General features: G+C 38.3%; 22 protein-coding genes and 2 pseudogenes. 22 read left to right on the top strand and 2 right to left on the bottom strand.

Going from position 1 to position 23,571, the window contains the following annotated elements; translation table 11 throughout:
• Window positions 1–26 precede the first annotated feature (26 nt).
• Window positions 27–587: a GNAT family N-acetyltransferase gene (locus tag BS1321_RS03190; RefSeq protein ID WP_063234608.1), complete on the top strand. Its 561-nt coding sequence runs from the start codon at window positions 27–29 to the stop codon at window positions 585–587.
• Window positions 588–890: 303 nt separating this feature from the next.
• Here the strand turns inward: BS1321_RS03190 and BS1321_RS03185 are convergent, their stop codons facing one another.
• The gene (locus BS1321_RS03185; protein WP_063234609.1) at window positions 891–1,217 is read right to left on the bottom strand and encodes an antibiotic biosynthesis monooxygenase family protein; all 327 of its coding nucleotides are present in this window, start codon (window positions 1,215–1,217) and stop codon (window positions 891–893) included.
• A 186-nt stretch (window positions 1,218–1,403) separates the two neighbouring features.
• Between BS1321_RS03185 and BS1321_RS03180 the strand changes: the two genes are divergently transcribed.
• From BS1321_RS03180 to BS1321_RS03145, 8 genes and pseudogenes are all read left to right on the top strand, one after another.
• Window positions 1,404–2,279, top strand: coding sequence for a nucleotidyltransferase domain-containing protein (locus BS1321_RS03180; protein ID WP_232522763.1), 876 nt, complete (start codon window positions 1,404–1,406; stop codon window positions 2,277–2,279).
• 93 nt (window positions 2,280–2,372) lie between these two features.
• A complete protein-coding gene (locus tag BS1321_RS03175; protein ID WP_063234610.1) occupies window positions 2,373–2,924 on the top strand; it encodes a dihydrofolate reductase family protein in 552 nt (183 codons plus the stop codon).
• Window positions 2,925–3,149: 225 nt separating this feature from the next.
• Window positions 3,150–4,115, top strand: a complete 966-nt coding sequence (locus tag BS1321_RS03170) for an alpha/beta fold hydrolase (protein WP_063234611.1) — start codon at window positions 3,150–3,152, stop codon at window positions 4,113–4,115.
• Between the two features lie 23 nt (window positions 4,116–4,138).
• On the top strand, window positions 4,139–4,810 hold the full coding sequence (locus BS1321_RS03165) for a response regulator transcription factor (RefSeq protein WP_063234612.1): 672 nt from the start codon (window positions 4,139–4,141) through the stop codon (window positions 4,808–4,810).
• Window positions 4,807–5,804, top strand: a pseudogene (locus BS1321_RS03160) (sensor histidine kinase). Before BS1321_RS03165 ends, BS1321_RS03160 begins: the two are co-directional and overlap by 4 nt.
• 205 nt (window positions 5,805–6,009) lie before the next feature.
• The gene (locus tag BS1321_RS03155) at window positions 6,010–6,879 is read left to right on the top strand and encodes a cation diffusion facilitator family transporter (RefSeq protein ID WP_063234613.1); all 870 of its coding nucleotides are present in this window, start codon (window positions 6,010–6,012) and stop codon (window positions 6,877–6,879) included.
• Window positions 6,880–7,333: 454 nt separating this feature from the next.
• Window positions 7,334–8,962, top strand: a complete 1,629-nt coding sequence (abc-f, locus tag BS1321_RS03150; protein ID WP_063234614.1) for a ribosomal protection-like ABC-F family protein — start codon at window positions 7,334–7,336, stop codon at window positions 8,960–8,962.
• Between the two features lie 301 nt (window positions 8,963–9,263).
• Window positions 9,264–9,686 (top strand): VOC family protein, encoded by a 423-nt coding sequence (locus BS1321_RS03145; protein WP_063234615.1) that lies wholly within the window; start codon window positions 9,264–9,266, stop codon window positions 9,684–9,686.
• Window positions 9,687–9,884: 198 nt separating this feature from the next.
• Here BS1321_RS03145 and BS1321_RS03140 read toward each other — a convergent pair whose 3' ends face one another.
• A complete protein-coding gene (locus BS1321_RS03140) occupies window positions 9,885–11,297 on the bottom strand; it encodes a sigma-54 interaction domain-containing protein (RefSeq protein ID WP_063234616.1) in 1,413 nt (470 codons plus the stop codon).
• Between the two features lie 414 nt (window positions 11,298–11,711).
• On the opposite strand from BS1321_RS03140, the gene BS1321_RS03135 reads away from it, so the two are divergent.
• The 13 genes and pseudogenes from BS1321_RS03135 to BS1321_RS03085 all read left to right on the top strand — a co-directional run bounded on the left by BS1321_RS03135 (window position 11,712) and on the right by BS1321_RS03085 (window position 23,522).
• Window positions 11,712–12,953, top strand: a complete 1,242-nt coding sequence (locus tag BS1321_RS03135; protein ID WP_069981745.1) for an MFS transporter — start codon at window positions 11,712–11,714, stop codon at window positions 12,951–12,953.
• Window positions 12,954–13,063: 110 nt separating this feature from the next.
• Window positions 13,064–14,284 carry a M20 family metallopeptidase gene (locus tag BS1321_RS03130; RefSeq protein WP_063234618.1) on the top strand — a complete coding sequence of 407 codons (1,221 nt, stop codon included), beginning with the start codon at window positions 13,064–13,066 and terminating at the stop codon, window positions 14,282–14,284.
• 101 nt (window positions 14,285–14,385) lie between these two features.
• Window positions 14,386–16,029 (top strand): amidohydrolase, encoded by a 1,644-nt coding sequence (locus tag BS1321_RS03125; protein ID WP_063234619.1) that lies wholly within the window; start codon window positions 14,386–14,388, stop codon window positions 16,027–16,029.
• A gap of 399 nt (window positions 16,030–16,428) precedes the next feature.
• Window positions 16,429–17,757 (top strand): PTS sugar transporter subunit IIC, encoded by a 1,329-nt coding sequence (locus BS1321_RS03120; protein ID WP_063234620.1) that lies wholly within the window; start codon window positions 16,429–16,431, stop codon window positions 17,755–17,757.
• Window positions 17,750–18,046, top strand: a complete 297-nt coding sequence (locus tag BS1321_RS03115; protein ID WP_063234621.1) for a hypothetical protein — start codon at window positions 17,750–17,752, stop codon at window positions 18,044–18,046. The genes BS1321_RS03120 and BS1321_RS03115 overlap by 8 nt, the downstream gene beginning before the upstream one ends.
• Window positions 18,043–19,125, top strand: coding sequence for a DUF871 domain-containing protein (locus tag BS1321_RS03110; protein WP_063234622.1), 1,083 nt, complete (start codon window positions 18,043–18,045; stop codon window positions 19,123–19,125). Before BS1321_RS03115 ends, BS1321_RS03110 begins: the two co-directional genes overlap by 4 nt.
• A 30-nt stretch (window positions 19,126–19,155) precedes the next feature.
• A complete protein-coding gene (locus BS1321_RS03105; RefSeq protein ID WP_063234623.1) occupies window positions 19,156–19,461 on the top strand; it encodes a PTS sugar transporter subunit IIB in 306 nt (101 codons plus the stop codon).
• A 31-nt stretch (window positions 19,462–19,492) separates the two neighbouring features.
• Window positions 19,493–19,819, top strand: a complete 327-nt coding sequence (locus BS1321_RS03100) for a PTS sugar transporter subunit IIA (protein ID WP_063234624.1) — start codon at window positions 19,493–19,495, stop codon at window positions 19,817–19,819.
• A 266-nt stretch (window positions 19,820–20,085) separates the two neighbouring features.
• A complete protein-coding gene (locus BS1321_RS03095; protein WP_063234625.1) occupies window positions 20,086–20,988 on the top strand; it encodes an aldo/keto reductase in 903 nt (300 codons plus the stop codon).
• Window positions 20,989–21,914: 926 nt separating this feature from the next.
• Window positions 21,915–22,121 (top strand): hypothetical protein, encoded by a 207-nt coding sequence (locus BS1321_RS27755; protein ID WP_144479610.1) that lies wholly within the window; start codon window positions 21,915–21,917, stop codon window positions 22,119–22,121.
• The gene (locus tag BS1321_RS28685; RefSeq protein ID WP_081113002.1) at window positions 22,097–22,219 is read left to right on the top strand and encodes an ABC transporter permease subunit; all 123 of its coding nucleotides are present in this window, start codon (window positions 22,097–22,099) and stop codon (window positions 22,217–22,219) included. The genes BS1321_RS27755 and BS1321_RS28685 overlap by 25 nt, the downstream gene beginning before the upstream one ends.
• Window positions 22,220–22,408: 189 nt before the next feature.
• Window positions 22,409–22,577, top strand: a pseudogene (locus BS1321_RS27325) (IS4 family transposase); the annotation flags it as partial.
• A 345-nt stretch (window positions 22,578–22,922) separates the two neighbouring features.
• On the top strand, window positions 22,923–23,522 hold the full coding sequence (locus BS1321_RS03085; RefSeq protein WP_063234626.1) for a nucleotidyltransferase family protein: 600 nt from the start codon (window positions 22,923–22,925) through the stop codon (window positions 23,520–23,522).
• Window positions 23,523–23,571: the final 49 nt, after the last annotated feature.

Below are 23,571 nucleotides of genomic sequence, written 5' to 3'. Positions count from 1 at the left end.
AGAGGACTTTGGAGGAGGGAAATAGGATGGAGAAGGTATTTCCGCTTATTGAAACACGACGATTGATTTTAAGGGAAGTAACAATTGAAGACGCGGGTGATATGTTTAAATATCTATCTGATACGGATGTAGTGAAGCCAATGGGGTTAGATCCATGCCAAACAGTAAATGACGTATGGGATGAAATTAAATGGTACGAATCTATATTCCAAGAAGGTTCGGGAATTAGATGGGGAATTACATTAAAAGATTCCAATAGGGTTATAGGAAGTTGTGGTTTTCTGAATATGGTCACCAAACATCATCGAGCTGAAATTGGGTATGAATTAAGTAAAGATCATTGGGGAAAAGGCATTGCTAGTGAAGCGTTGAAAGCCGTTGTTATGTATGGTTATCGTCACTTTCACCTAGAAAGGATTCAAGCTTTAATTGAACCTGATAATCACCCATCCCAAAAACTAGTGGAAAAACAGGGGTTTAGAAGAGAAGGATTGCTAAGGCATTATGAATATACTTGTGGCAAATTCGATGATTTATATATGTACTCACTCATAAAAGAAGATCTAAATGACATGTCCTTTAATTAATTATCATGATTTTAAAAGAAAACTTGGTTATGTTTTTTACTTTTGATGGTTTATAAAATTTGAACGTTGATTGGAACGTAGGGCACTCGCTTTGCGCGGGCGGTAGGGGAGCATCCTCGGCGCTCTTTGCGCCTGTGGGGTCTCTCCACTAGGTGCGCTTTCGAAACGTTTATTAAAGAAAAAACTGCAGGCAAACTCGCTTTTCTTCGAGTTTGTCTACAGTCTGAGACCGCTAAAAAAGCGGTCTTTTTCAATGGCTGAAATGCGTAAAAAACCATGTATGTACATGAAAACTTAGTTTCCTTATTTGCTTGTATAATCCCTTTCAACCTTGCAAATTCGGGTTGAGTATGACGAGTACCAATCTTTCATACCTTTTTCTTGTGCCTTTTTGTGAGCAGCATTTTCTTTCCAAAGCTTTATGGCATCCAGGGACTTCCAATAGGATACTGTAATTCCTAACCCGTTTTGATCTCTTACGCTTTCGACGCCTAAATAGCCATCTTGTTGAGCGGCAAGTTCGTCCATGATTTCCGCGGTTGAATTGTAGCTTGCGGCATCCTTATCGCTTCTTTGAGAAGTGAAAATACAAGCGTAATAGGGTGGTTCGGGAGTATTTGCAAGAAACATGAAATGATGCCTCCTTTTAACTTAATATTCAAAATAATACCACATAGGCGAGAATATGAATAGATGCCCGGTAAAGCGGGACCTTGATATCCAGCCAAGAAAACAAGGAGGTAAGAAGCAGTATAAATCACTGACACGGCAATACTACGGAAGGATTTTATTCCTGATTCACGAATATATATTACTTTGACGATTTTACAAAAAAAGGAGATGGTTTTGTGTGCGGGATTCGTTAGCAAACATATAGAAAGAGATGTATTTTTACCGAAACAACGCGATATTCTTTTGGAAAATGCATTTAAAGATTTATCAGCAGATACTGATGTTTTGGCTATTTACCTAGCCGGTTCCTTAGCAAAAGGAAACGATGATAACTACTCTGATATAGATTTGCACACCATTGTTATTTCAGAGCGGCAAGCAGATTTTTTAAAGAGAAAAAGGAATAGAGCCAATAATTGGGGAAATGTTACATTTTACGAAGACTACAATCCTTCTTCACCGTATGTCGTTACTCATTATAATACCTTTGTGAAAGTAGATAGCTGGTATCACGCACCTGAGGAAATTGTTCCCTCCATCTGGTTAAAAGAGGTTGAAGTCATTTATGATCCTTTTAATATTATGAGTCATGTTATTAAGGAATCCGAAAAGCTAGTTTATAAACCTTCACCTAATGAAGTTGAGCATTGGAGAGGAAAGGTGCTTGCTTTTGTCCATGAAACCTACAGAGCCGTTATGAGAAGAGAAATGTTATATGCACTATCCAATCTTGATAGGATACGGTGGCTGATTGTGTCTGGGTGGTATATGGAAATGGAAGAACATGTAGATGTGCCATATGGAGTATGGACAAAAATCGAGGGCAATAGAAGTAAATTAGATGGAACGCAATTATCCCTGTTGGAAAGTTGGGATTGTGGCCGCAATTCAAATGAAATTATTAAAACGTTGAGACGTATGATCCCGGAATTCCTTAGACTTAATAAATACCTATGTACTCAAGTGGGTGTCGAAACAAATGAAGACCATATCAAAAGAATAATGGATATGGCTATCTGATACCTTTTATAAAGATTATGGGACATCGTTCATATGAGGCTAATGAAATTACGTCAATGTAAAATGTGTAATCACTTTTGGAGGGATGACTAAGTGGCAGAATTGGTATATCATGTAGCCGTTTCACTGGATAATTTCATTGCCGACCAAGCAATGTTCGAAGGGAATATCAATAATTCTTTTTTCTTATTTGAAGGAGATCATGTCCCAGACTTTTTATCCGATATCCAACAATATGAAGCGGTATTGATGGGAAGTAAAACATATGAATTTGGATTTCAATTCGGAGCTAAACCGGGTGAACCAGGTTATAAGGGTTTGAAACATTATATATTTTCAAGCTCCCTTCAGTTTGAATCGAATGAGGAGGTAGAACTTATCGAAGGAAACGCCGTTGCGTTTATTGAAAACCTCAAGCAGCAAGGTGACGGAAAGCTATGGCTTTGCGGGGGCGGAGAACTGGCTGGAACGTTATTAAAACATAAACTCATTGATCAATTGGTGCTTAAAGTGAATCCAGTAATAATCGGTGAAGGCATCCCTCTTTTCGGCAGCGTTAAGCCAAGTCTAAAATTAGATTTAGTTGAAATGAAACAATATCCTAACGGAGTGATTAAACCCACATATAATATTATTTATACTTAGGAATATGGTAGAGGGCTGCTAATACTTCATTCGTAAATTCAGGGGGGCTTTCCTTCAATAGTTAAGGCTGCGCTTGGCGCAGCTTTTTCTAATGTAAATTCACTGGTCATTGATCATTGTCGTTAAAATTTTTCTTAAGTGAAAAGTGTAAATATAAAAGAAAATTAATTAGAAATTTATTTTTAACATATATCCTTTCTGTATCACTTGAAAGGAGTTTTCTATATGGGAAAAATGTTGAAAGTATCAAAGAATATATTTTTTACCTTCATTGCTATTATCATATTTGTGGCAATGGCTGTTTTTATTTACCATAATTATCAAAAAGGCAAGGAATCATCATTAATTAGTGAAGGAATGTCCGTTGATTTTAATAACAAAGAAATTAATGTATATACTGAAGGCAGCGGTGAGGATGCATACGTTTTTATGTCAGGTTCCGGGATTGCTGCTCCTGTTTATGAATTGAAAGGGTTATATAGTAAGTTTGCAAAAGAAAATAAGATTGCAGTCATTGAAAGAGCTGGATATGGATATAGTGATGTTTTTCATGATGATAGGGATATTGATACAATATTGGAACAAAGTAGGAAATCGTTAATTGAAAGTGGAAATAAACCTCCTTATTTTTTGGTTCCACACTCAGTATCAGGTATTGAAGCTATTTACTGGGCACAAAAATACCCAAGTGAAGTAAAGGGAATTATTGCTTTGGATATTGGTTTACCGCACCAATATGTAACTCATAAAATGGGTATGGTAGATTCATTGACTGTAAGAGGAGTGAATATGTTAACGAAAATGGGTTTGCACCGTCTTGTTCCTTCTGCTGTTTATAATCCCGAAGTGATTCGGCAATCATTCTTAACTGACCATGAAAAGGAAATGTATAAAGCACTATCATATAAACAGTTTTTTAATGATGATATGGAGCAAGAGCTTTTCCAGAGTTACAATAATGGTGAAAAATCAGTTAACTTGCCGATTCCAAAAGAAACACCCATTTTATTTTTAGATGCGATTGCCGATGAAAATAAAAATTCAAAATATACAAAACAAAAGAATGAAGATTATGAGGAGTTTGCAGAGAAACTATTAAAATCGGATGTAATAAAACTGAAAGGGACGCACAGCATTTATTTATACGTGCCTGATGAGATATATGATCTTGCCATGGAATTTATCAAATGAATTGAACAAAGAAAGGCCCTGTGATGAAAAGATATAATATTTTAATTGTTGAAGATGATTTGATGATTGGTGATTTATTGAAAAAAATTTTGCAACGTGAAGAGTACAATGTATGTTGGGTGAAAGAAGGAAAAGATATTTTAGATATAATCCATGAGGTGGATTTAATCATTATGGATGTTATGCTGCCAGGAGATGATGGCTATCAAATAACAAATAAAGTAAAAAGTCTAGGATTAAATATTCCAGTTATTTTTCTATCCGCCAGAAATGATATGGATAGCAAACTCCAAGGCTTGGCAATTGGTGAGGATTATATGACTAAGCCTTTTGATCCTAGGGAGCTATTACTAAGAATGCAGAAATTGCTGGATAATCAATATGGTACTTTTACGCAAATTAAACATTTATATATTGATGCTGAACATAAAAAGGTATTCAATAATGACTTGCATCATGAAGTGGTTTTTACTGCGATAGAGCGTAAAATATTTTTTTATTTATATGAAAATAGGAATCGGATTTTAACGAAGGAACATTTCTTTGAATATTTATGGCAGCTCGAAGATAGGAATCAAAATATCATTAATGTACACATCAAAAAAGTTAGAACAAAAATCAATGATAACACCGGTGAGATCATCCAAAATATATATGGAGAAGGGTATAGATTGAATACCTATATAAAGAAATGAAATTAAAGAAAAAATACCAGCTATTGTTATTTATCGCCGTTATTAGCGTGCCATTTATATTACTGTTAATCAGTATCCTTATGTCAGTAATTTATGATTTGGCCTTTAAAACCAAAAATAATGACATTCCTTTTCATGAATCCTTTGCATACCCTACAATGCTGGGAGTATTTATTTTATCATTATTATTGTTAGCCTTCTTATTTTCCAAATCTATTAACTCGCTATTAAATAAAATAAATCTATTGAATGAAACCATCAGGAATTTAGCTAGTGATGAGGAGGTTCCGAATAAATTAGAGATTAAAAGCAATGATGAAATCGGGAACTTAACTAAATCGGTGAACTTACTAATTGAAAGAACGACCTATCGAGAATTGGAACTAAAGCAACAAGTGGAAATGAAAAAGGAACTCTTAAATAAATTAAGGCATGACATCAATACACCTTTAACAGCAGTAAGATTACAATTATTTTATTTAGAAGGTCAATATACGGATCAAGCTCCACTATTACAATCACTATATCAACAAATAGATTATATTTCAGAATTAACAAATGAATATAATATTCAATCCACAGATGCGTTAGATAATTCTTATATCTTAAATGATGAAGTGAATATGAACGATTTATTAGAAATGATGGTAAAAAATGGGGTTATTTGTATAACATGAATGGTATTGAATTAATATATCATCCATTAATTGGAGAGCTGGAATGGATAAGTAATGACTTGTGGCTCCAAAGGTTATTCGATAACGTTTTCCAAAATGTGTTGAATCACTCGAGGGCTGATAAACTTGTAATAACCATTGAAAATAATGTGGTCAGTATCAAGGATAATGGGATTGGTTTTGATATCGATAGTAAAAGTAAGGGGCTTGGCTTAAAAATAATTAAGGATATAGCTAAGACACTACATATAAAATATATTTTGCAATCAAACGAAAGCGGAACTTTATTTTGTTTTACAGTCGAAAAAACGATATAAATCTCACTTAATTCGTTATTTTGCGGCATTGACATCCGGGGATTTTATCAAGGGTTTATCAATATTATTCTTTTCAGATAGTTTGCCTTATGCAACATAGTTATATATCACTTACTTATATAAAGCGATACAAAAAGGTTGCTATAGACCCACCCATTTTTAAGTTGATATGATATTAAGGTACTTAATTGTGGGGGGAAGTTGAATGGAAGAACAAAAATATAATGACCTCAAATTAGGCGAACGTGGTGCAATCATTAGTATAATTGCTTATATTTGTCTATCAATCATGAAGCTGGCTATCGGATACATAAGCGACTCAGCGGCCTTAAAAGCGGATGGTTTGAACAACACGACTGATATTATCGCGTCCATTGCTGTACTGATCGGTTTAAGGCTAGCTCAAAGACCCCCCGATAAAGATCATGGTTATGGTCATTGGAAAAGTGAAACCATTGCTTCGATGGTAGCTTCATTTATCATGTTTGCTGTTGGTGTACAAGTTTTAATAGATGCAGTTGCTTCCATGCTTAAAGGTGGTAAGGAATCACCTGACATTATTGCAGGGTATGTAGGTGTTTTATCAGCAATAGCCATGTATTTTGTATACCGATATAATAAAAAGCTTGCTATAAAAATTAATAGTAAAGCTGTTATGGCAGCTTCAAAAGATAATATTTCCGATGCTTGGGTAAGTATCGGAACAGCTATTGGGATTTTCGGTTCCCAATTAAATATGCCTTGGCTTGATTCCCTTACTGCCATCATTGTTGGATTATTAATATGTAAAACAGCCTGGGATATTTTCATTCAAGCCTCGCATGAACTTTCTGACGGGTTTGATGAAAATAAAATTCATCTATATAAGGATGTAATTACAAAAGTGGATGGAGTCAAGGGAATAAAAGAAATTAAAGGGAGAAATTACGGGAATAATGAAGTGATTGATGTTGTCATCCTTGTCAATTCTACCTTGGATATTAAAGAAGCACATGATATAGCGACCCATGTAGAGAAAGTAATGATGAAAGATCATGGAGTGTATGATGTTCATGTCCATGTTGAGCCCAATTAGTTCTCTCTTTTTTATGATATTAATAAAAAAGGGAATAAATCCGCTTTACAAACATATGAATAATATGTAATCATTAATTCATTACATTGGAAGGAAAAGGTACCTCATACAATGAAGCAGTAATCTTATCAAATAAACAGTAAATCTAAATCTATTTCAATGGGTGTAATCGGTTAGATATGTTCAATGAAAATACGCTTCACTATGTTTTGCTTACCGGATTTATTGGTGAGTAAAGTGAATTCACTTTTTCATTTGAACAAGAATCTTTTTAGATACCCTTGTGAGATTTTTAATGATTATGTTTAGAGATGGGATTCGTCTGTTCGTTTATAGGTACTAATTCATATACAACTACTTTTTCTGTTATCAAATCAGATGAGGTATATTTGGTTTATGTATATTAATTTAGTAACAGGCGATCTCTCTCTAGAAAAATAGAGGGGGATTTTTTATGTTATTTTTAAAAGCGAATGATTTAAAGAAATGCTACGGGAACCGTGAAGTGATTTCCGTTGATTCACTTCATCTTTACAGTCATGACCGTGTTGGTTTGGTTGGTAGGAATGGAGAAGGAAAAACGACCCTTCTTTCTATACTAGCGGGGTTTAGGGAACCCGATTCCGGTCATATAGAGAGCTATGGAACAGTCAGCTATATCCCGCAAATAGAAGAAACTGAACAAGAAATAAGCGGGGTATTGACGAGCATATGGAAACTGCCCAATGAGAATCAAGAAATCATAAGCGGCGGTGAACGTACTCGAAGAAAAATCGCCGCAGCTCTGTCTTCCAATGCGGATGTATTGATTGCGGATGAACCTACCAGCCATTTAGATATATCCGGAATTGAACAATTGGAAAAGGATTTAAAGTCTTTTAATGGCGCTATTTTGCTTACTTCACATGATAAAGCATTCTTAAATCATCTGTGTAATACAATATGGGAAGTTGAGCAAGGAAAGGTAACTGTATATGAAGGGAATTACGAAGCGTATATCAAACAAAAGCAAGCAAAAACAGAAAAGGAAAATAAGCAATATGAAGAGTATACCCGCGAAAAGAACCGGTTGAAACAGGCTGCACAAAACCTCCAAGCCAAATCTGATTCAATTAGGAAAGCCCCTAAACGAATGGGCAATTCAGAAGCAAGGCTGCATAAACGCAGTGCTGGGAAACAGAAGGCGAAATTAAACCGTTCTGCTGAAGCGATTGAAACTCGAATCGAAAAATTAGCAAAAAAAGAAAAACCGAGGGAAGATCCCCCTATCATCTTTGATATTTCCGAATTTCCATCTTTGCATAGCAAAAGGGTCATTCGATTTAATGGTTGTTCCCTAAAAGTAGGATCAAGGATGCTGAAACAACATATTTTGGGAGATGTCCCCCTAGCATGCAGACTCTCCATCAATGGTCAAAATGGTTCAGGAAAAACGACATTATTGAAAAAGATAGTAGAACGGCACCCAGATTTATATGTCGCGAAGCCAGCAAAGATTGGATTTTTTGCCCAACAACAAGAAAATTTGAATGAAAGTAAAACGGTTCTTGAAAATATATTGGATGACAGTCCCTACAATCAAGCTTTTATTCGTACGCTATTATCACGATTAGCTTTTAAAGGAAATGACGTTCACAAACAAATATCACTTTTAAGCGGTGGGGAAAGAGTCAGGGCTTCCCTAGCAAAAGTTTTTTTGGGAAACTATAATGTACTGGTTTTGGATGAACCTACAAATTATTTAGACATTCATACTAAAGAGGCTTTAACCGAAGTGTTAAAAGCATATCCAGGAACCATCGTTTTTGTGACTCATGATCGTTCATTGATCCAATCGCTTGCAACCCATTCACTTTCATTTGAAGATGAACCTCCGAGAGTAAGTGCGATCAATCAGGAATCAACAAAATTGGCTACTCGCAAGGATGGTCATCAAGATAAACAGGCTGAACTTCTTATGATTGAAGTGCAAATCATCGAGACACTTGGGAAACTGTCCAGTGTTATGAAGGAAGAGGAAATAGAGGAATTGGATAGGGAATATCTCCAACTCTTAAACAAGAAGAAGGAGCTTGAAAGTTAAGTGCAATCCATTAAAGGCCCCTCTCAATCGAGAGGGACTTTTTAATGGATAAAGAGCGGTTAAAGTAGGTAGAGAGTTATTTTACACTTAAAATACTAATAAAATGGATTAGTAAAATTAATGAAAAAAAAGATGGGGAATGTTAAAATTAACCAAGTGTATGAAGGAGGGACTCATTGATTAGGACTCGTTAAATTTGATCATTTTAGATTGACAAAAAATTTGTTTACTTTGATCTGGTTTGAACTAAATGCATTGGTAACCAATAGAAGGAGAAAGTAAGTAAGAAGGGGGGGCAATCATGAAACCACGTATTACTGTAATTACATTAGGTGTGGATGATTTGGAAAAATCGCTGGAATTCTATCGGGAAGGCCTTGGATTTCAAACAGAAGGAATAGTGGGCAAAGAATTTGAGCATGGAGCTGTTGCCTTTTTCGACCTGCAAGGTGGCTTAAAGCTTGCCATATGGAATCGAAGGGATATAGCTCATGAGGCCAAGGTTCCTTTGTCTCCGACAAGTTCTACTGAATTTACCATTGGTCACAATGTAGGTAGTAAAGAAGAAGTGAATATTGTGTTGGAAAAAGCAAAAAAAGCTGGCGCGATCATAACCGATCCGGCACATGACACTTTCTGGGGAGGATACTCTGCACATTTTCAAGACCCTGATGGACACCTTTGGGAAGTCGTTTGGAATCCGCAGTGGGACATTAAAGAATAATGAATGCCTGAGTTGGCAGCGTCATCTCCAGAATAAGGAGAATGCAGAAAGCGAATGAGGTAAAAAATTAAAAAAAGCACTTTACCTAGGGGTTAAGTGCTTTTTTTTTTGCAACAAAGCATGACTTTTGGTTGGTCCCTCACACTGTCAAGGTTTCCTAACATTTTTATCAGTTACGGCGGCATCTACCGTTCCAGCTTATCTTTCTTCTTTAGTAATCGCATATTTCGCCAACCTGCGCATAAATAATGACTGAGTAACGCCCAGTGCTTTTGCCGCATCGCGGGTTGTTTTATGATGATGGAATGCTTGTGTGATCATTCTTTTTTCGACGCTTTCCAAAACTTCATGTAAAGAATTTCCTGCATTTAAAGAGATTGAAACGTTTTCGCAGACTGAATCGATCAAGCGTTTTGGCAAATCCTGAATTGCAACTTCATTCTCTTTTGCCATAATGACAAGCTGCTCAATTATATTTTCCAATTCTCGTACATTTCCAGGCCAATGATAGTTTTGAAGCACTTCGACCACTTTTGTAGAAAGCACTCGTTTATGGTTATGCAAGTAATTAAACTTCTCCAAATTATACTGAAGGAGACAAAAGATGTCTTCCTTCCGCTCACGAAGCGAGGGTACGCGGATCGGTAAAATATGGAGGCGATAATATAAATCAGCCCGGAATTTCCCTTCTTTGACCATATCCTCCAAATTACAGTTGGTAGCTACAATGATACGCACATCGGCTTTTACCGTTTGGGAAGCTCCAATCGGCATGTACGTTTTATTTTGCAGCAATTGAAGGAGTTTGGGTTGTAAAGAATGTGAGAGTTCGCCAATCTCATCTAAGAAAAGGGTGCCTTTCTCCGCAAGTTTGACAAGTCCGGTTTTGCCGTTCGCATTTGCTCCGGTAAACGCTCCTTTTTGATAGCCGAACAGTTCGGATTCCAGGAGCAATTCCGGAATCGCTGCGCAATTAAGATGGATAAACGGACGATCTTTCCGGTCACTCAGATGATGAATACGTTCCGCTATAAGCGTTTTTCCAACACCTGTTTCCCCTGTAATAAGAACGGTCGTTTCCACACAGGCAACTTTTTCAATTGTTTCCTTGAGCATATCATAGACCCGGCTTTGTCCGATAAAAAAAGGGACTTCTTTGGTCCGTACAAGTTTCGCTTTGAGTTTTTGTAATTCTTGTAAATAATACCGAAAAGCAGAATCCAATTCTTCAATTTTAATTTGAGAACTATAACCGACGAAATCTGGAATATCATAACCCAATGTGACTGCATATTTTGGTTCATCATTCTTGTCCAATATGAGATGTCCTGTAATTACCCCTGTTCCTTCTCCACCTTGTTGAATGACGCTGACATTTTGTTTCTTATCTAAAACTATTTTTGCAACAGACGGCTTGAAGAACCCCTCTTTTTCCAATTGTGAGACGTTTTTTCCGATTAGCTCCTCTTTCTTTTTCCCAATCAGCTTACAGCTCATGTCGCTAACAAAAAGAATCATACCGTTCTTATCGGTTATATAAATAGGTTTATTCATAAAGTTCATGATTTTGAATAAATATTCCGGTTCGATGGTTGACATATTCTGATTCATCACTTGTCTCTCCTTTGATAACGGATGGATCCACCGTTTATTTTGAATCGAAAATAATTCAAAGTTCATCATTATTTTGAGTAGCGTTGATTCAATTTCGATTCATTTGAATCGATTCATAAAAATTATACTCTAAATATTTAGAAGATTCACATAAAACAACCCGTTTACGTCCTTTTTTTATTGTAAAGTGATCTTTTTCTTGGCATAAAACTTGCATAAACAATTTGGTGTAAAGGAGGTTATGAGATCCATAAGAAAACAAAAAATAATGCACTTGAGTTAGTAAATTCGTAAAGAACTAAATTGAAGAACTGTCGTAAGAGGAAGTTGCCTTTTTACAGAAACTTGGTGCAAGCTGCAATCCATTATTTGCTGGGCATCATAAAGGGGAGGTTATGATTTGTGAAGCGTATGGCTGTTCAAGGGGACAACAGGAAGTTCATTTTGTCTCTCCTATTTGTGGGTTATATGGTTTCTTATATGGACCGGTTAGTTATGACTCTTGCTGTGGTACCGATCGGTCAAGAATTCAATCTTAGTCCGGCTGCCACGGGAACAGTAATCAGCGCCTTCTTCTTGGCTTACGCCATCATGCAAATTCCGGCCGGCTGGCTGACAGATCAGTTGGGTTACCGAAGGGTGATTATTTTTTCTATTGTCCTCTGGTCGCTTTTTACAGTCTTCACCGGTTTCGCTTGGTCGTTTACCGCTTTAATCGTGATTCGTTTTTTGTTCGGAATTATGGAGGGGGGATATCCTGCTGCCTGTGCAAAAGCCATCGCTGAGTATTTCCCTCAGAAAGAACGAGGTAAGGCACAGTCCATCTTAATGTCATCGAATTCGTTTGGCGGTCTAATTACGGGTGTTCTTGTGCCAACACTCCTGATCTGGTTAGGCTGGAGGAACTTGTTCTTTGCTCTTGGAGCAGCAGGTGTGATTATTGGAGTACTGCTTTGGAAATACATTCGGAGTCCGATTCAATTGGAAGAAGCAAAAGAACAACAACCAGTAAACAAGGATTCCATGCTCTCTTTATTGAAAATTCGTCAGACATGGGCATTGGTCCTAACGTGGTTTTCAATCAGCATTGCTTCGTGGGGCACGTCTTCATGGTTGCCCATGTATATGGTAACAGAACGCCATTTAGATTTGGTTTCCGCAGGGTTGTTGGGACTCCTTCCGACTACGGCCGCAACTCTGGGAACGGCAGCGGGTGGTTGGTTGCTGGTCAGATTTTCCGGTAGGGAGAAAATGTACTTTTTAATGAATGGACTTTTTTACACAGTATTTTTATTTTTAGCACTCTTCGCACCTAATGTTGGAATGGTCTTTACCTATTTAACACTGTCATCAATCTTTTATGGTTTTGTGTTTAGTGCAGTATACGCACTCCCTCACAAATTGTTTGACAAGAGTGTGATTGGTTCCGCCATTGGAATTATGAATTTGGGATCGATGATTGGTGGATTCATTGCACCGATCATGATGGGTGTACTCATCTCAGCATTAAAAGGTTCTTATGACGGCGCTTTCTGGTTCTTAATTGCGGCTGGTTTGTCCTCCGCGCTGTTCGGACTAACCATTCGAAACAGCAATCATGTTTCTCACGGGGACGTGGCTGATCAAATACAGTCGAATGTCAAAGTAAAATAGTGGTCTTTGGCTAATGGGAATACAAATTTAGTAAGGTGGAATGGAAATGTTGATCACGAATATCAGCAATCCGATGGATTAATGCTATAACAAATAACGGGGTGATAATGATGCTAAAAAACTTATTTAGTAGACTTCAAGGGGTATATCCGGAGTTGGTTAGATTTCGCAGAGATCTTCATATGTATCCCGAACTATCCTTCCATGAGGTAAATACCCCAAAAAAGATCGCTGATGTATTAACAAACTTGGGATTGGAAGTAAGAACTGAAGTTGGCGGAAGAGGAGTAGTTGGAATCTTGAGAGGAGGGAAACCGGGCAAAACAGTAGCGCTGCGGGCGGATTTCGATGCATTGCCGATATCAGACGAGAAAGACGTGGAATACAAGTCCCGTATTTCTGGGGTGATGCATGCCTGCGGCCATGATGTTCATACAGCTGCTTTGATTGGAGTAGCCAAAGTATTAAGCGAAGTGAGGGATGAGCTCGAAGGAAATGTTGTCTTTATCCATCAGTTTGCGGAAGAGGTAATTCCAGGAGGAGCAAAGTCCATGATTGAAGATGGCTGTCTGGATGGAGTCGATGTCATTTATGGAGCCCATGTATCTTCCATTCTCCCGCTTAGTATTGTTGCAGTTGGAGAGGGATATATAATGGCGGCCGGGGATACATTTGAAATTGAGATTTATGGGAAAGGCGGGCATGGAGCAGCTCCTCATTTGACGGTAGATCCAATTGTGGTGGGCAGCCAACTGGTGCTCAATTTGCAGCAAATCGTAAGCCGCCGCGTTGATCCATCTAAAACAGTTGTTGTCTCGGTTGGTTCTTTTCAAAGCGGACAGGCTTCTAATGTCATTCCCGACACGGCCAAAATTACCGGAACGGTACGAACCTTCGAGGAAAGCGTTCAAGATTTGATAGAAAAAGCCATTGGGCAAATTGCAACATCCACCTGCGAAGCCGCAGGAGCCACTGTGAAATTTAAGTACGAGAGAGGATATCCCACTTTGTGGAATCATCCGGATGAAACAATAAAAGCGGACAAGTTAGCAAAAAATCTTCTGGGAGAGGAAAAAGTGATACAAATCCCGCCGTATACGTTAACGGGAATGGAAGATTTCGCCTTTTATCTGCAGAAGGTTCCTGGAACATTTTTCTATGTGGGAGGTGCGAATCCGGCGATGAATGCGATATACCCGCATCATCATCCGAAATTTGATGTAGATGAAGAGTCAATGTTGTACATCGGAAAAATGTTTATTGCATTGGTTTTTAATTATCTCTCAAACAGTATTATTGATGCTGATTATATGACTCAAGTAGAAGCTTAGTAGAAATCAATTACGTTTTGTAGGTTGAATTGGCTGAAAAACTAGAATCCCACAAAGCATAGTCATTAGAACTTGTTTATAGAAAAATAAGAGGTGATCGTATGTTTGCTGATGTTGTATTTTTAAACGGACAAGTCATTACCGTCGATTCGGGCAATCGGATCGCAGAAGCAGTTGCCGTTAAACGTAACCGAATAGAAGCCGTCGGAACAAACAAGGAAATCAAACGTTGGATTGGAGAAAGCACCAAAGTGATGGATTTGCAAGGTAGGACTCTACTGCCAGGATTTATAGATTCGCATTTGCATCTACTCAGTTATGGACTTACAAGGCTAGCGATTAATTGCAAAGACGCATCGATTCAATCCAATGCAGATCTTATCGGTGAATTGAAACGGAAGGCGGAATCTACCCCTGAAGGAGGGTGGATCGTAGCAGTAGGTTACAACGAAATGTTCATGTTGGAAGGGCGGTACCTAACCCGCAATCAGCTGGATGAGGTGTCGACGGAACACCCGATTCTAATTGTGCGACAATGTGGCCACATTATGATTGCGAACAGTAATGTGTTGGAATTGACAGGTGTAAACGACCAATCGGTCGATCCGGAAGGTGGAGTGTTCGGTCGGGACGAGTCCGGGAGATTAAACGGGCTACTAGTGGAAGCAGCCATGGATCCGGTAAAACGTGTCATGAATCCGACGGAAGAGGTCTTGGCCAGAGCGGCGGAAATCGCTTCGCGCGATTTCGTATCGTTAGGCATTACGACAATTCATGATGCGGGTGGGTACGAGCCGGTCAATCTTCGCATCCTGCAGCAAGCGGTTCGTTCTGGCCGCTTAAAGGTTCGAGTGTATGCAATGGTCGTTCACGAGCCTAACTTTATCCGAATGAGAGAGACGTGCCTGTCCACTGGGTTCGGCGACGATCGATTTCGTATCGGTCCGGCGAAAATCTTTATAGACGGAGCCAGCACCGCGCCGACGCTTGCGACGCGTCAGCCATATGAGACGAATCCGGAAGACAGCGGCATTCTGTACTACACGCAAGTGAATATGAACGACGCGCTCATCGCAGCCCATCGAGATGGTTATCAAATTACGGCTCACGCCCAGGGCGATCGGGCGATCGAGATGTTGTTGAATACGTTTGAAGAAGCGCTTAGACAATATCCGCGACACAATCACAGACATCGAATCGAGCATGCCGGTTTGGCGATGCCCGATCTCATCGAGCGAATGGCTAAATTGGGCATAGTGACCGTTCCTAACCCGAACTTTTTCACTGAATTTGGAGATATATACATTAAACACTTCGGCGCTCGCAGCGACTATTTTTACCCAATTGGAGCCTGTTTAAAAGCTGGCATTGTCGTAGCAGGCGCCTCGGACAGCCCGGTCTCGAACTGCAATCCGCTTATCGGCATTCATGGGGCGGTCAACCGACTGACGCCGTCCGGCGCGGTCATTGGGGAAGAGCAGAAAATTTCCGTCATGGAAGCGATTAGGCTGTACACTTGGAACGGAGCCTACGCAAGCTTCGAGGAAGACCAAAAAGGAAGCATCGAGGTAGGGAAATTAGCCGATTTGATTGTGCTAAACGACCGAATATTGGATGTAACAATCGACAGTATTGATCAATTACGGGTTGAAATGACGATGATTGACGGGGAAATCGTTTACGAGCTGGGGAAATCTCCGGATGCAAATGATGCGTTGGAAGAAACCATTAATTTCATTATGTAAATATTCAACTACGCTATATCATTCTATTTTAAAAAGTGTAAAGAAAATATATGAATTTGATACTAGGAAAAGAAAAAAATGAGCTCTAGACTAGGCTAGTCTAGGGCTACAGATTGTCATAAAAAATTCCTTTTAAAAAAATGTGATTTCAAAAAAGAAAGCAGGAAATTGACAATGATCAATTTCCTGTTTTTTTTTAGTGTTCTAGGGGAAGCCACGAGAACACCTCTTTTTTCAGCAGAGGCTAATTAACTGCACTATGTATTCCTATGATTTAAAAGTTTGTAACAGAAACCATATTTTCAATAAAAATATTGACATAATCAATATAACGTTATAATGTTTATTTATTGTAATTGTTTGTTTTTTCAGACTCTTATTTAAAAGGAGGAAAAGTTATTGAATAATTTTATGGGGATACTAGAAATGAAAGTGCTTCCAGTTGCAAACAAAATTGGTTCACAAAGACATCTACTGGCAATCAGGCACGGTGTTCTAGCAACACTTCCACTGACGATCATTGGCTCATTTTTTGTTATTTTGTTAAATTTTCCAATTGATGGATATGATGAATGGATTGCACCTTATCGTGCTGCTTTGGATGTTCCGTTTCGGTTTACAGTGGGAGCAATGGCTTTATATGCAGCTTTTGGGGTGGGATCAGCGCTTGCTGGCCATTATAAATTAGATCAGCTCAGTGCAGGCCTTCTATCAGTCTTAGCTTTTCTGATTACATGTGTTGTGCCTACCCAAGTCATGGAATCCGTTCCAGGAGTAATAGAAGCGGGTCGCTGGTTACCTATCAGCTCTTTGAGCGCAGCCTCATTATTCGGAGCAATAGTAACATCCTTGATTTCCGTAGAAATTTTTCATTTTCTTATTAAGCGGGATATAAAAATCAAATTACCTGAAAGCGTTCCGCCAATGGTTTCGAATTCCTTTGCAGCCCTTATTCCAACATTAGTCGTGGTCCTTCTTTTCTGGGGCATTCGTTATGGTTTAGGATTTGACATTAACTCGATCATCACTACATTGGTGTCACCTCTCAAAAATTTATTGGTTGGTAATAGTTTAATAGGAGGTCTGCTTACAGTCTTTCTCATCGTTTTCTTTTGGTCGCTGGGTATTCATGGACCAGCAATATTAGGTCCGATCATACGGCCAATGTGGGATTCGGCGATTCTCGAAAATATGGATGCATTTGCAAGAACAGGTAATGCGGCGAATTTGCCCAATCTATTTACCGAACAATTCATTCAATGGTTCGTATGGATTGGTGGGGCAGGATCAACTTTATCACTTGTTGTACTGTTCTTATTTTCAAAATCGAAGTATTTGAAAGAGTTGGGTAAACTGTCATTTGTTCCAGGGATTTTTAATATTAACGAACCTATCATTTTTGGAGCGCCAATTGTTATGAACCCCATTTTAATGGTTCCATTCATCATTGCCCCATTGGTAAATGTCATAGTTTCTTATACATTCTTTCAATTAGGATTAATACCGATGATAATGGCTAAGCTGCCGTTTACGGTCTTTAGTCCAATCGCAGCTGTCATCAGTACAAATTGGACGATCATGGCCGGGGTTCTGGTTTTATTGAACTTCTTCATCTCATTAATGATCTATTTTCCATTTTTCAAGATGTTCGAGAAGCAGCACTTGCGTGATGAAAATAAAATAGAAGAAGGACCAGAAGAAAAAAAAGCAGGCATTAAATATGCTTGAAATAATATTCGCAATCCTATCATTTGTAGGAGCCCAAATCATTTTTTCCCGTACTGGGCTAGGTGAAAGTTTAACACCCTGGAAATCAGTTGGCCTGTCTATTTTAATCATTAGCTTTTCTATCTTTTTGTTTACCGTAATGGGATCAACTTATTATTTAATTGTCATTGTACCAACGATTATTTGTTCTGTAATGGTATCCTCCCGCTACCGTGATTATTTAATGGGTTTACAGGCTAAGAGGGCTCAATGGAAAGAAAGTAGAAAAGGAGTGAATGAAAGCTTATGAGAAGATTAGGTATTTCAATTTATCCGGAACACTCTACACCGGATAAAGACAAGCAATATATTAAACTTGCACATAGTTATGGTTTTGAACGAATATTCACGTGTTTATTATCGGTTTCAAAACCATATGAAATTGTCATGGAAGAATATAAAAATATTATTTCTTATGCGAAAGCGCTACATATGGAAGTCATTCTTGATGTTGCTCCAGCTGTTTTCGACAAGTTTGATATAAGTTATGATGATTTAAGTTTTTTCGCAGAAATGGGAGCTGACGGCGTTCGTTTAGATCTTGGATTCGATGGCTTGAAAGAAGCTAAAATGACATATAATCCTTATGGATTGAAAATCGAATTGAATATGAGTAATGATGTTGATTATTTATCGAACATTCTGACGCATCAAGGGAATAAAAATCAAATGATTGGCTGTCATAATTTTTATCCCCAAAAATTCACAGGTCTCCCTTATGAATTCTTCATCGCCTGCAGTAAACGTTTTAAAGAACAGGGAATTCGTACAGCTGCATTTGTTACATCACAAACTGGTGATATAGGTCCTTGGAGTATTAATGATGGATTATGCACATTAGAACAGCACCGTGAACTTTCAATTGATGTACAAGCCAAGCATCTGTGGGCAACGGGTTTAATTGATGATGTCATCATCGGGAATGCTTACGCGAGTGAAGAGGAACTAAGAATGCTGGGGTCCTTACAGCGTGACATGATCGAGTTGAAAGTGGATCTCCATTCAGATGCGTCACCAATTGAGCAAAAAGTTGTGTTGAATGAATTACACCTTCGCCGTGGTGATATCAGCGAGTATATGGTCCGTTCAGTGGAGGTCCGTAAAAAATATGCGAATGAAGATTTTGCAATCCGGGAAAGTATCCCACAGCGAAAAGGGTCCGTTTTCATCGGCAATGATACTTTTGGAAAATACAAAGGCGAACTTCAAGTCATTTTAAGGGATATGCCATTGGATGAACGAAAAAATGTAGTCGCCAATGTTGCAAAAGAGGAACTTTTTTTGCTGGATTACATTAAACCTTGGGGCACATTTAGATTGATTAAATAACCTGAACCTAATTTTTAAGGAGGAATAATGATGAATATACTATTATGCTGTTCTGCAGGAATGTCCACTAGTCTATTGGTTAATAAGATGGAGAAAGCGGCGGTGGAAGAAGGATTGAACGTGAAAATCCAGGCTGTTGCCACTATGGAAGTAAGAAACCATATAGATGAGGTGGATGTTATTCTTTTAGGTCCTCAAGTTCGTTATTTACTTAATGATATAAAGAAAATAGGGGATGAAAAAGGAGTACCGGTAGATACGATTAATCCAATGCATTATGGATCATGTAATGGCAAGGAAGTATTGCGTACGGCCCTCCAATTAATTTCAAAATAACTTACTATCAAAAATTTTAAGGGGTGTTAATATGGCGAAAACGAAAGAGGATCTATCAGAATTATCATTTCAATTAATTCTCCATAGCGGGAATGCCCGCAGTTGTGCAATGGAAGCCATCGCCTTGCAAAAACAAGGTAAATCAAGCGATGCCCAAGATAAATTAAAGGAAGCGGAACAAGAGTTTGTTGCGGCACATAAAATCCAAACCGCATTGATTCAACAAGAAGTGAATGGTGAGAAATTCGATATTCCAATGCTCCTGATCCATGCTCAAGATCACTTGATGACATCCATGACAACAAAAGATTTAGCAATAGAAATCGTGGAATTACATGAGAAAACACAAAAGAACTAACAATATTCAGGAGGTTGCTGCGGCAGCCTTTTTCTTATGTTCTTAACGTGTGAACTTGCACGAGAAGGCGGCGATATATTTCTTCATGAACCTAAGCTAAAAAAATATGGCATAAAAGGGTCACTCAAGATTAGGATTCTCCGAAATTTTAAATTATACTAAGGTTCATGGTAGCAGCGAATGATACTGACACAAATTAACCCAAGGATAATCATGATAGAAAAACAAACAAACAATCAATTAGCAAGATCAAAGGGGAGAAAAACATGCAAAGAGTCAATCTAACTGAAGAGCTTAGTCTTTCACGCATTGTACACGGTATGTGGAGATTGGCAGATTGGAGATTTTCTACCGAGGAAATCCTATCTCTTATTGAACACGGAATGGATCGGGGCGTCACTACATATGATCACGCCGATATATATGGAAGCTATACGTGTGAGGAGATTTTTGGGAACGCTCTTTCATTAAAGCCATCTTTACGCGATAAAATGGAAATTGTTACGAAATGTGGCATAGTTCTTCAATCAAAAAACCGTCCATCCCATAAAAGTCACCATTATGACACTAGTAAAGCCCATATCATAAAGTCTGTTGATCAATCTCTTATGAATCTTAAAACGGATTATATTGATCTGTTACTTATTCATCGTCCGGATCCCCTGATGGACCCGGCGGAAACGGCTGAAGCGTTTAATCAATTAAAAGAATCAGGAAAGGTCCGTAACTTTGGAGTATCGAACTTCAAAAAACCGCAGTGGGATATGCTTCAATCTTATCTAGAATATCCGCTTGTGACGAATCAACTTGAGCTTTCTGCATACAATCTGGAAAACTTCGAAGACGGAACCATGAACTTATGTCAGGAAATGGGCGTTGCACCGATGGCATGGTCACCGCTTGCAGGAGGAAGCATTTTTGAGGAATCGAATGAAAAGGCTGCCCGCTTAAGAAAAACGTTAGAAATCGTAAAAGAAGAAATCGGGGCCAATGGAATAGATGAAGTGATGTATGCCTGGCTGTTGAGACATCCTGCAAAAATCATGCCGATCGTTGGATCAGGTAAGAAAGAACGATTGGACAGCGCCATTGATTCACTAAACCTAAGCATGGAAAAAGAGCAATGGTTTAACATATTAACAAGCTCGATGGGACATGATATTCCGTAATGAATTGTACCTTTGAACAAGAAACCTTGCCTTCATTAATGGGGACCTCCGTAAAGAGGTCCCCATTCTTAAATTTCAAACAATGACGAGATGGACTTTCACTTTTCAAAGCATGATTTTTGGTGAATTTTTTTTAGTGCTATTAAGATTTTGCCATATAATAAAAATACTATTTGATTTTCGAGGTGAAACAACATGAAAATCGGGGTAATAGGCTCAAAGTATTTTGTTGGAATCCATATCAATCCACTTTCCCATGTTTCCTAAGGTACAATTCATTTCCTTTCAATATGTTATGTGGAAGAAAGCAGTCTATTAATAGAAAATGCGGGAAAACAAACCGATCTATTAGTTTTCAGGTTCCATACCTTTTTTATGGATACGAAAAGGTTAAAAGGAACTTAATAGAAACTATTTATGTCCCATCTTCTGGACTTTCAGATAATTCTTGCTCAATACCTTCTATTTGACTTTCACTAACTGTGGTCTTTGTGGCATTCTTCAATAATTTTAAATATTTTTGAGTATTACACTTCCAGGGTTCGGTCAAATACTAAACAGTAAATTTTTGCATCAAAACTCTTGTGACAGTCGTTTTTCCATTTCTGTTATTGAAGGAAGGGCAGACATTTTCAATGATGGAATCTCCTGATTATTCAAGCCAGTAGCAATGATAATTACTATAAAAGTTCATTGAAATTACCTTGTTCCAAACTATTCAAATATGTAGCTGAAACACTCATTCATTTTATTCGAAATGTTTTGTCTTTCTTATATTTAGATTTAGCTAAAGAAGAAGGCATTGTCGTTTGCAGTCCCGTAAAGGAGACTTCTAACGACAATGCCTTTCATAAAGACCTTCTATTATTTGTTAAAATTAAATGGGATGTACAATGACCTGCGCGTAAGCGGGATTTTGCTGGGGATTGCCATGGGTTGGTACGGTAAATAAGCACCGTGCTGGATCCATTCGTATCCGCCTTATACGCTACGCCCAGAATCGCCTTGCTGCCGCTGCTGATGATTTCTTTCGGATTGGAATGGGCTCAAAAATTGCCTTTATATTTTTGGGATTGATATTTCCTATCCTGGTAAACACCGTTACGGGATGCGAACGGTCGATGCCGATTTGATCAAAGGCGTTCGATCCTTCGGGGCGAAGGATCAGCAAACCTTTCTGACGGTCGCTTTTCCCGCAACGATTCCAGTAATCTTGACTGGCTGCGCTTAGGATTGGGGCATACCCTGATCGGGATTGTTGTTGGGGAACTCTATGCGGCAACCGCCGGAATCGGGTTTATGATGGCGGTCGCCGGATCGACCTTCCAAACGGATAAACTGATGGTAGGCATTCTCATCATGCTTTGTCTGGGGTGGCTTTGACTGAAGTAGTCCGCAAGATTGAAAAAAGATTTGAGAAATGGAGGCAATAGTCCTACAAGAAATCGCCAAACAAGTTGGGTTTGTACAGCGATCTATTAAGTATCAAGCAGATGAACTCATCTCTCTTTGTGTGTGGCTCAGCCAAGAAGCGTTCGTCATCACTTATGCAAATATGTAGTCGATTAGAGGCTTCGACGGGTGTACTATAGAAGAAACTCGTCAACAAAAAGTCTTTGCTCATTAGAGCAAAGGCTTCTTTATATTCTAAAAAATTTATCGTTCTCTGATAATTCAATAATTTTAGCTTCTTCGATTAAACCTTGGTCAATACTTGACACTCATTCTCTTAAAATAAGGACTATGTATTGTCTCTTTATATCTTTTGATAATTTAAAAATAGTATCAAGTTTTTTAATAAGTAATATAATCAGGTTTTTACGCATATAAAGAAAAAACACTATGTTCTCTTAATAGTCCATACAGCAAATCCTTCCTCCGCTTGTGATTTTATTGTGGGATTTAAGAAAAATGATAGGTAGAAGGTGACAAATATGGAAGCAATCGTCCTAGCTGCTGGATATTCCAGCCGAGCGAATGCATTTAAAATGACTTTGCCGATGGGGCAAATGAGCGTGTTGGAGCAAACGATCTCTAAATTTGAAGGATTATGCAGCAGGGTCATCGTCGTAGCTGGATTTCAAGCGGAAATCATCCAAGAGGAAATTGTCAAAATTATCAGTGAAAATGCCTATTCATTTCAGATCAAGTTTGTTTATAATGAAAACTTTAACCAGGGAATGTTTCATTCCATTCAAAAGGGCTGCAACGAAGTAAATGCCCCAACCTTCTTTATAACACCCGGCGATTGTCCGCTTGTAAAAAAAGAGACTGTTCAGCTACTAGCAAAACACAAAGGAAACGTGGTTATTCCCAGCTTTGATTATAAAGGCGGCCATCCCATTAAATTATCAAGCGAAGTGAAACAGAAAATTCTCGAAACCAATCCAGAAAGTAATTTGCGTGTGGTACTGGGCGGTTACGAAAAGCAATACATGAATGTAGATGATGCGGGAGTATTAATGGATGTTGATACACCGGAGGATTACCAAAAAGCCATTGATTATGATAATGCTTTAAATTTCTCGAAGTAAAAATAAAAATAAAAACTACGAAAATCTTGAATAGAAATGAATCATAAAA

The organism is Peribacillus simplex NBRC 15720 = DSM 1321 (assembly GCF_002243645.1).
GTDB lineage: Bacteria > Bacillota > Bacilli > Bacillales > DSM-1321 > Peribacillus > Peribacillus simplex.
The sequence above is the reverse complement of the archived record's forward strand: the minus strand, read 5'-3'. Positions and strand labels throughout refer to the sequence as shown.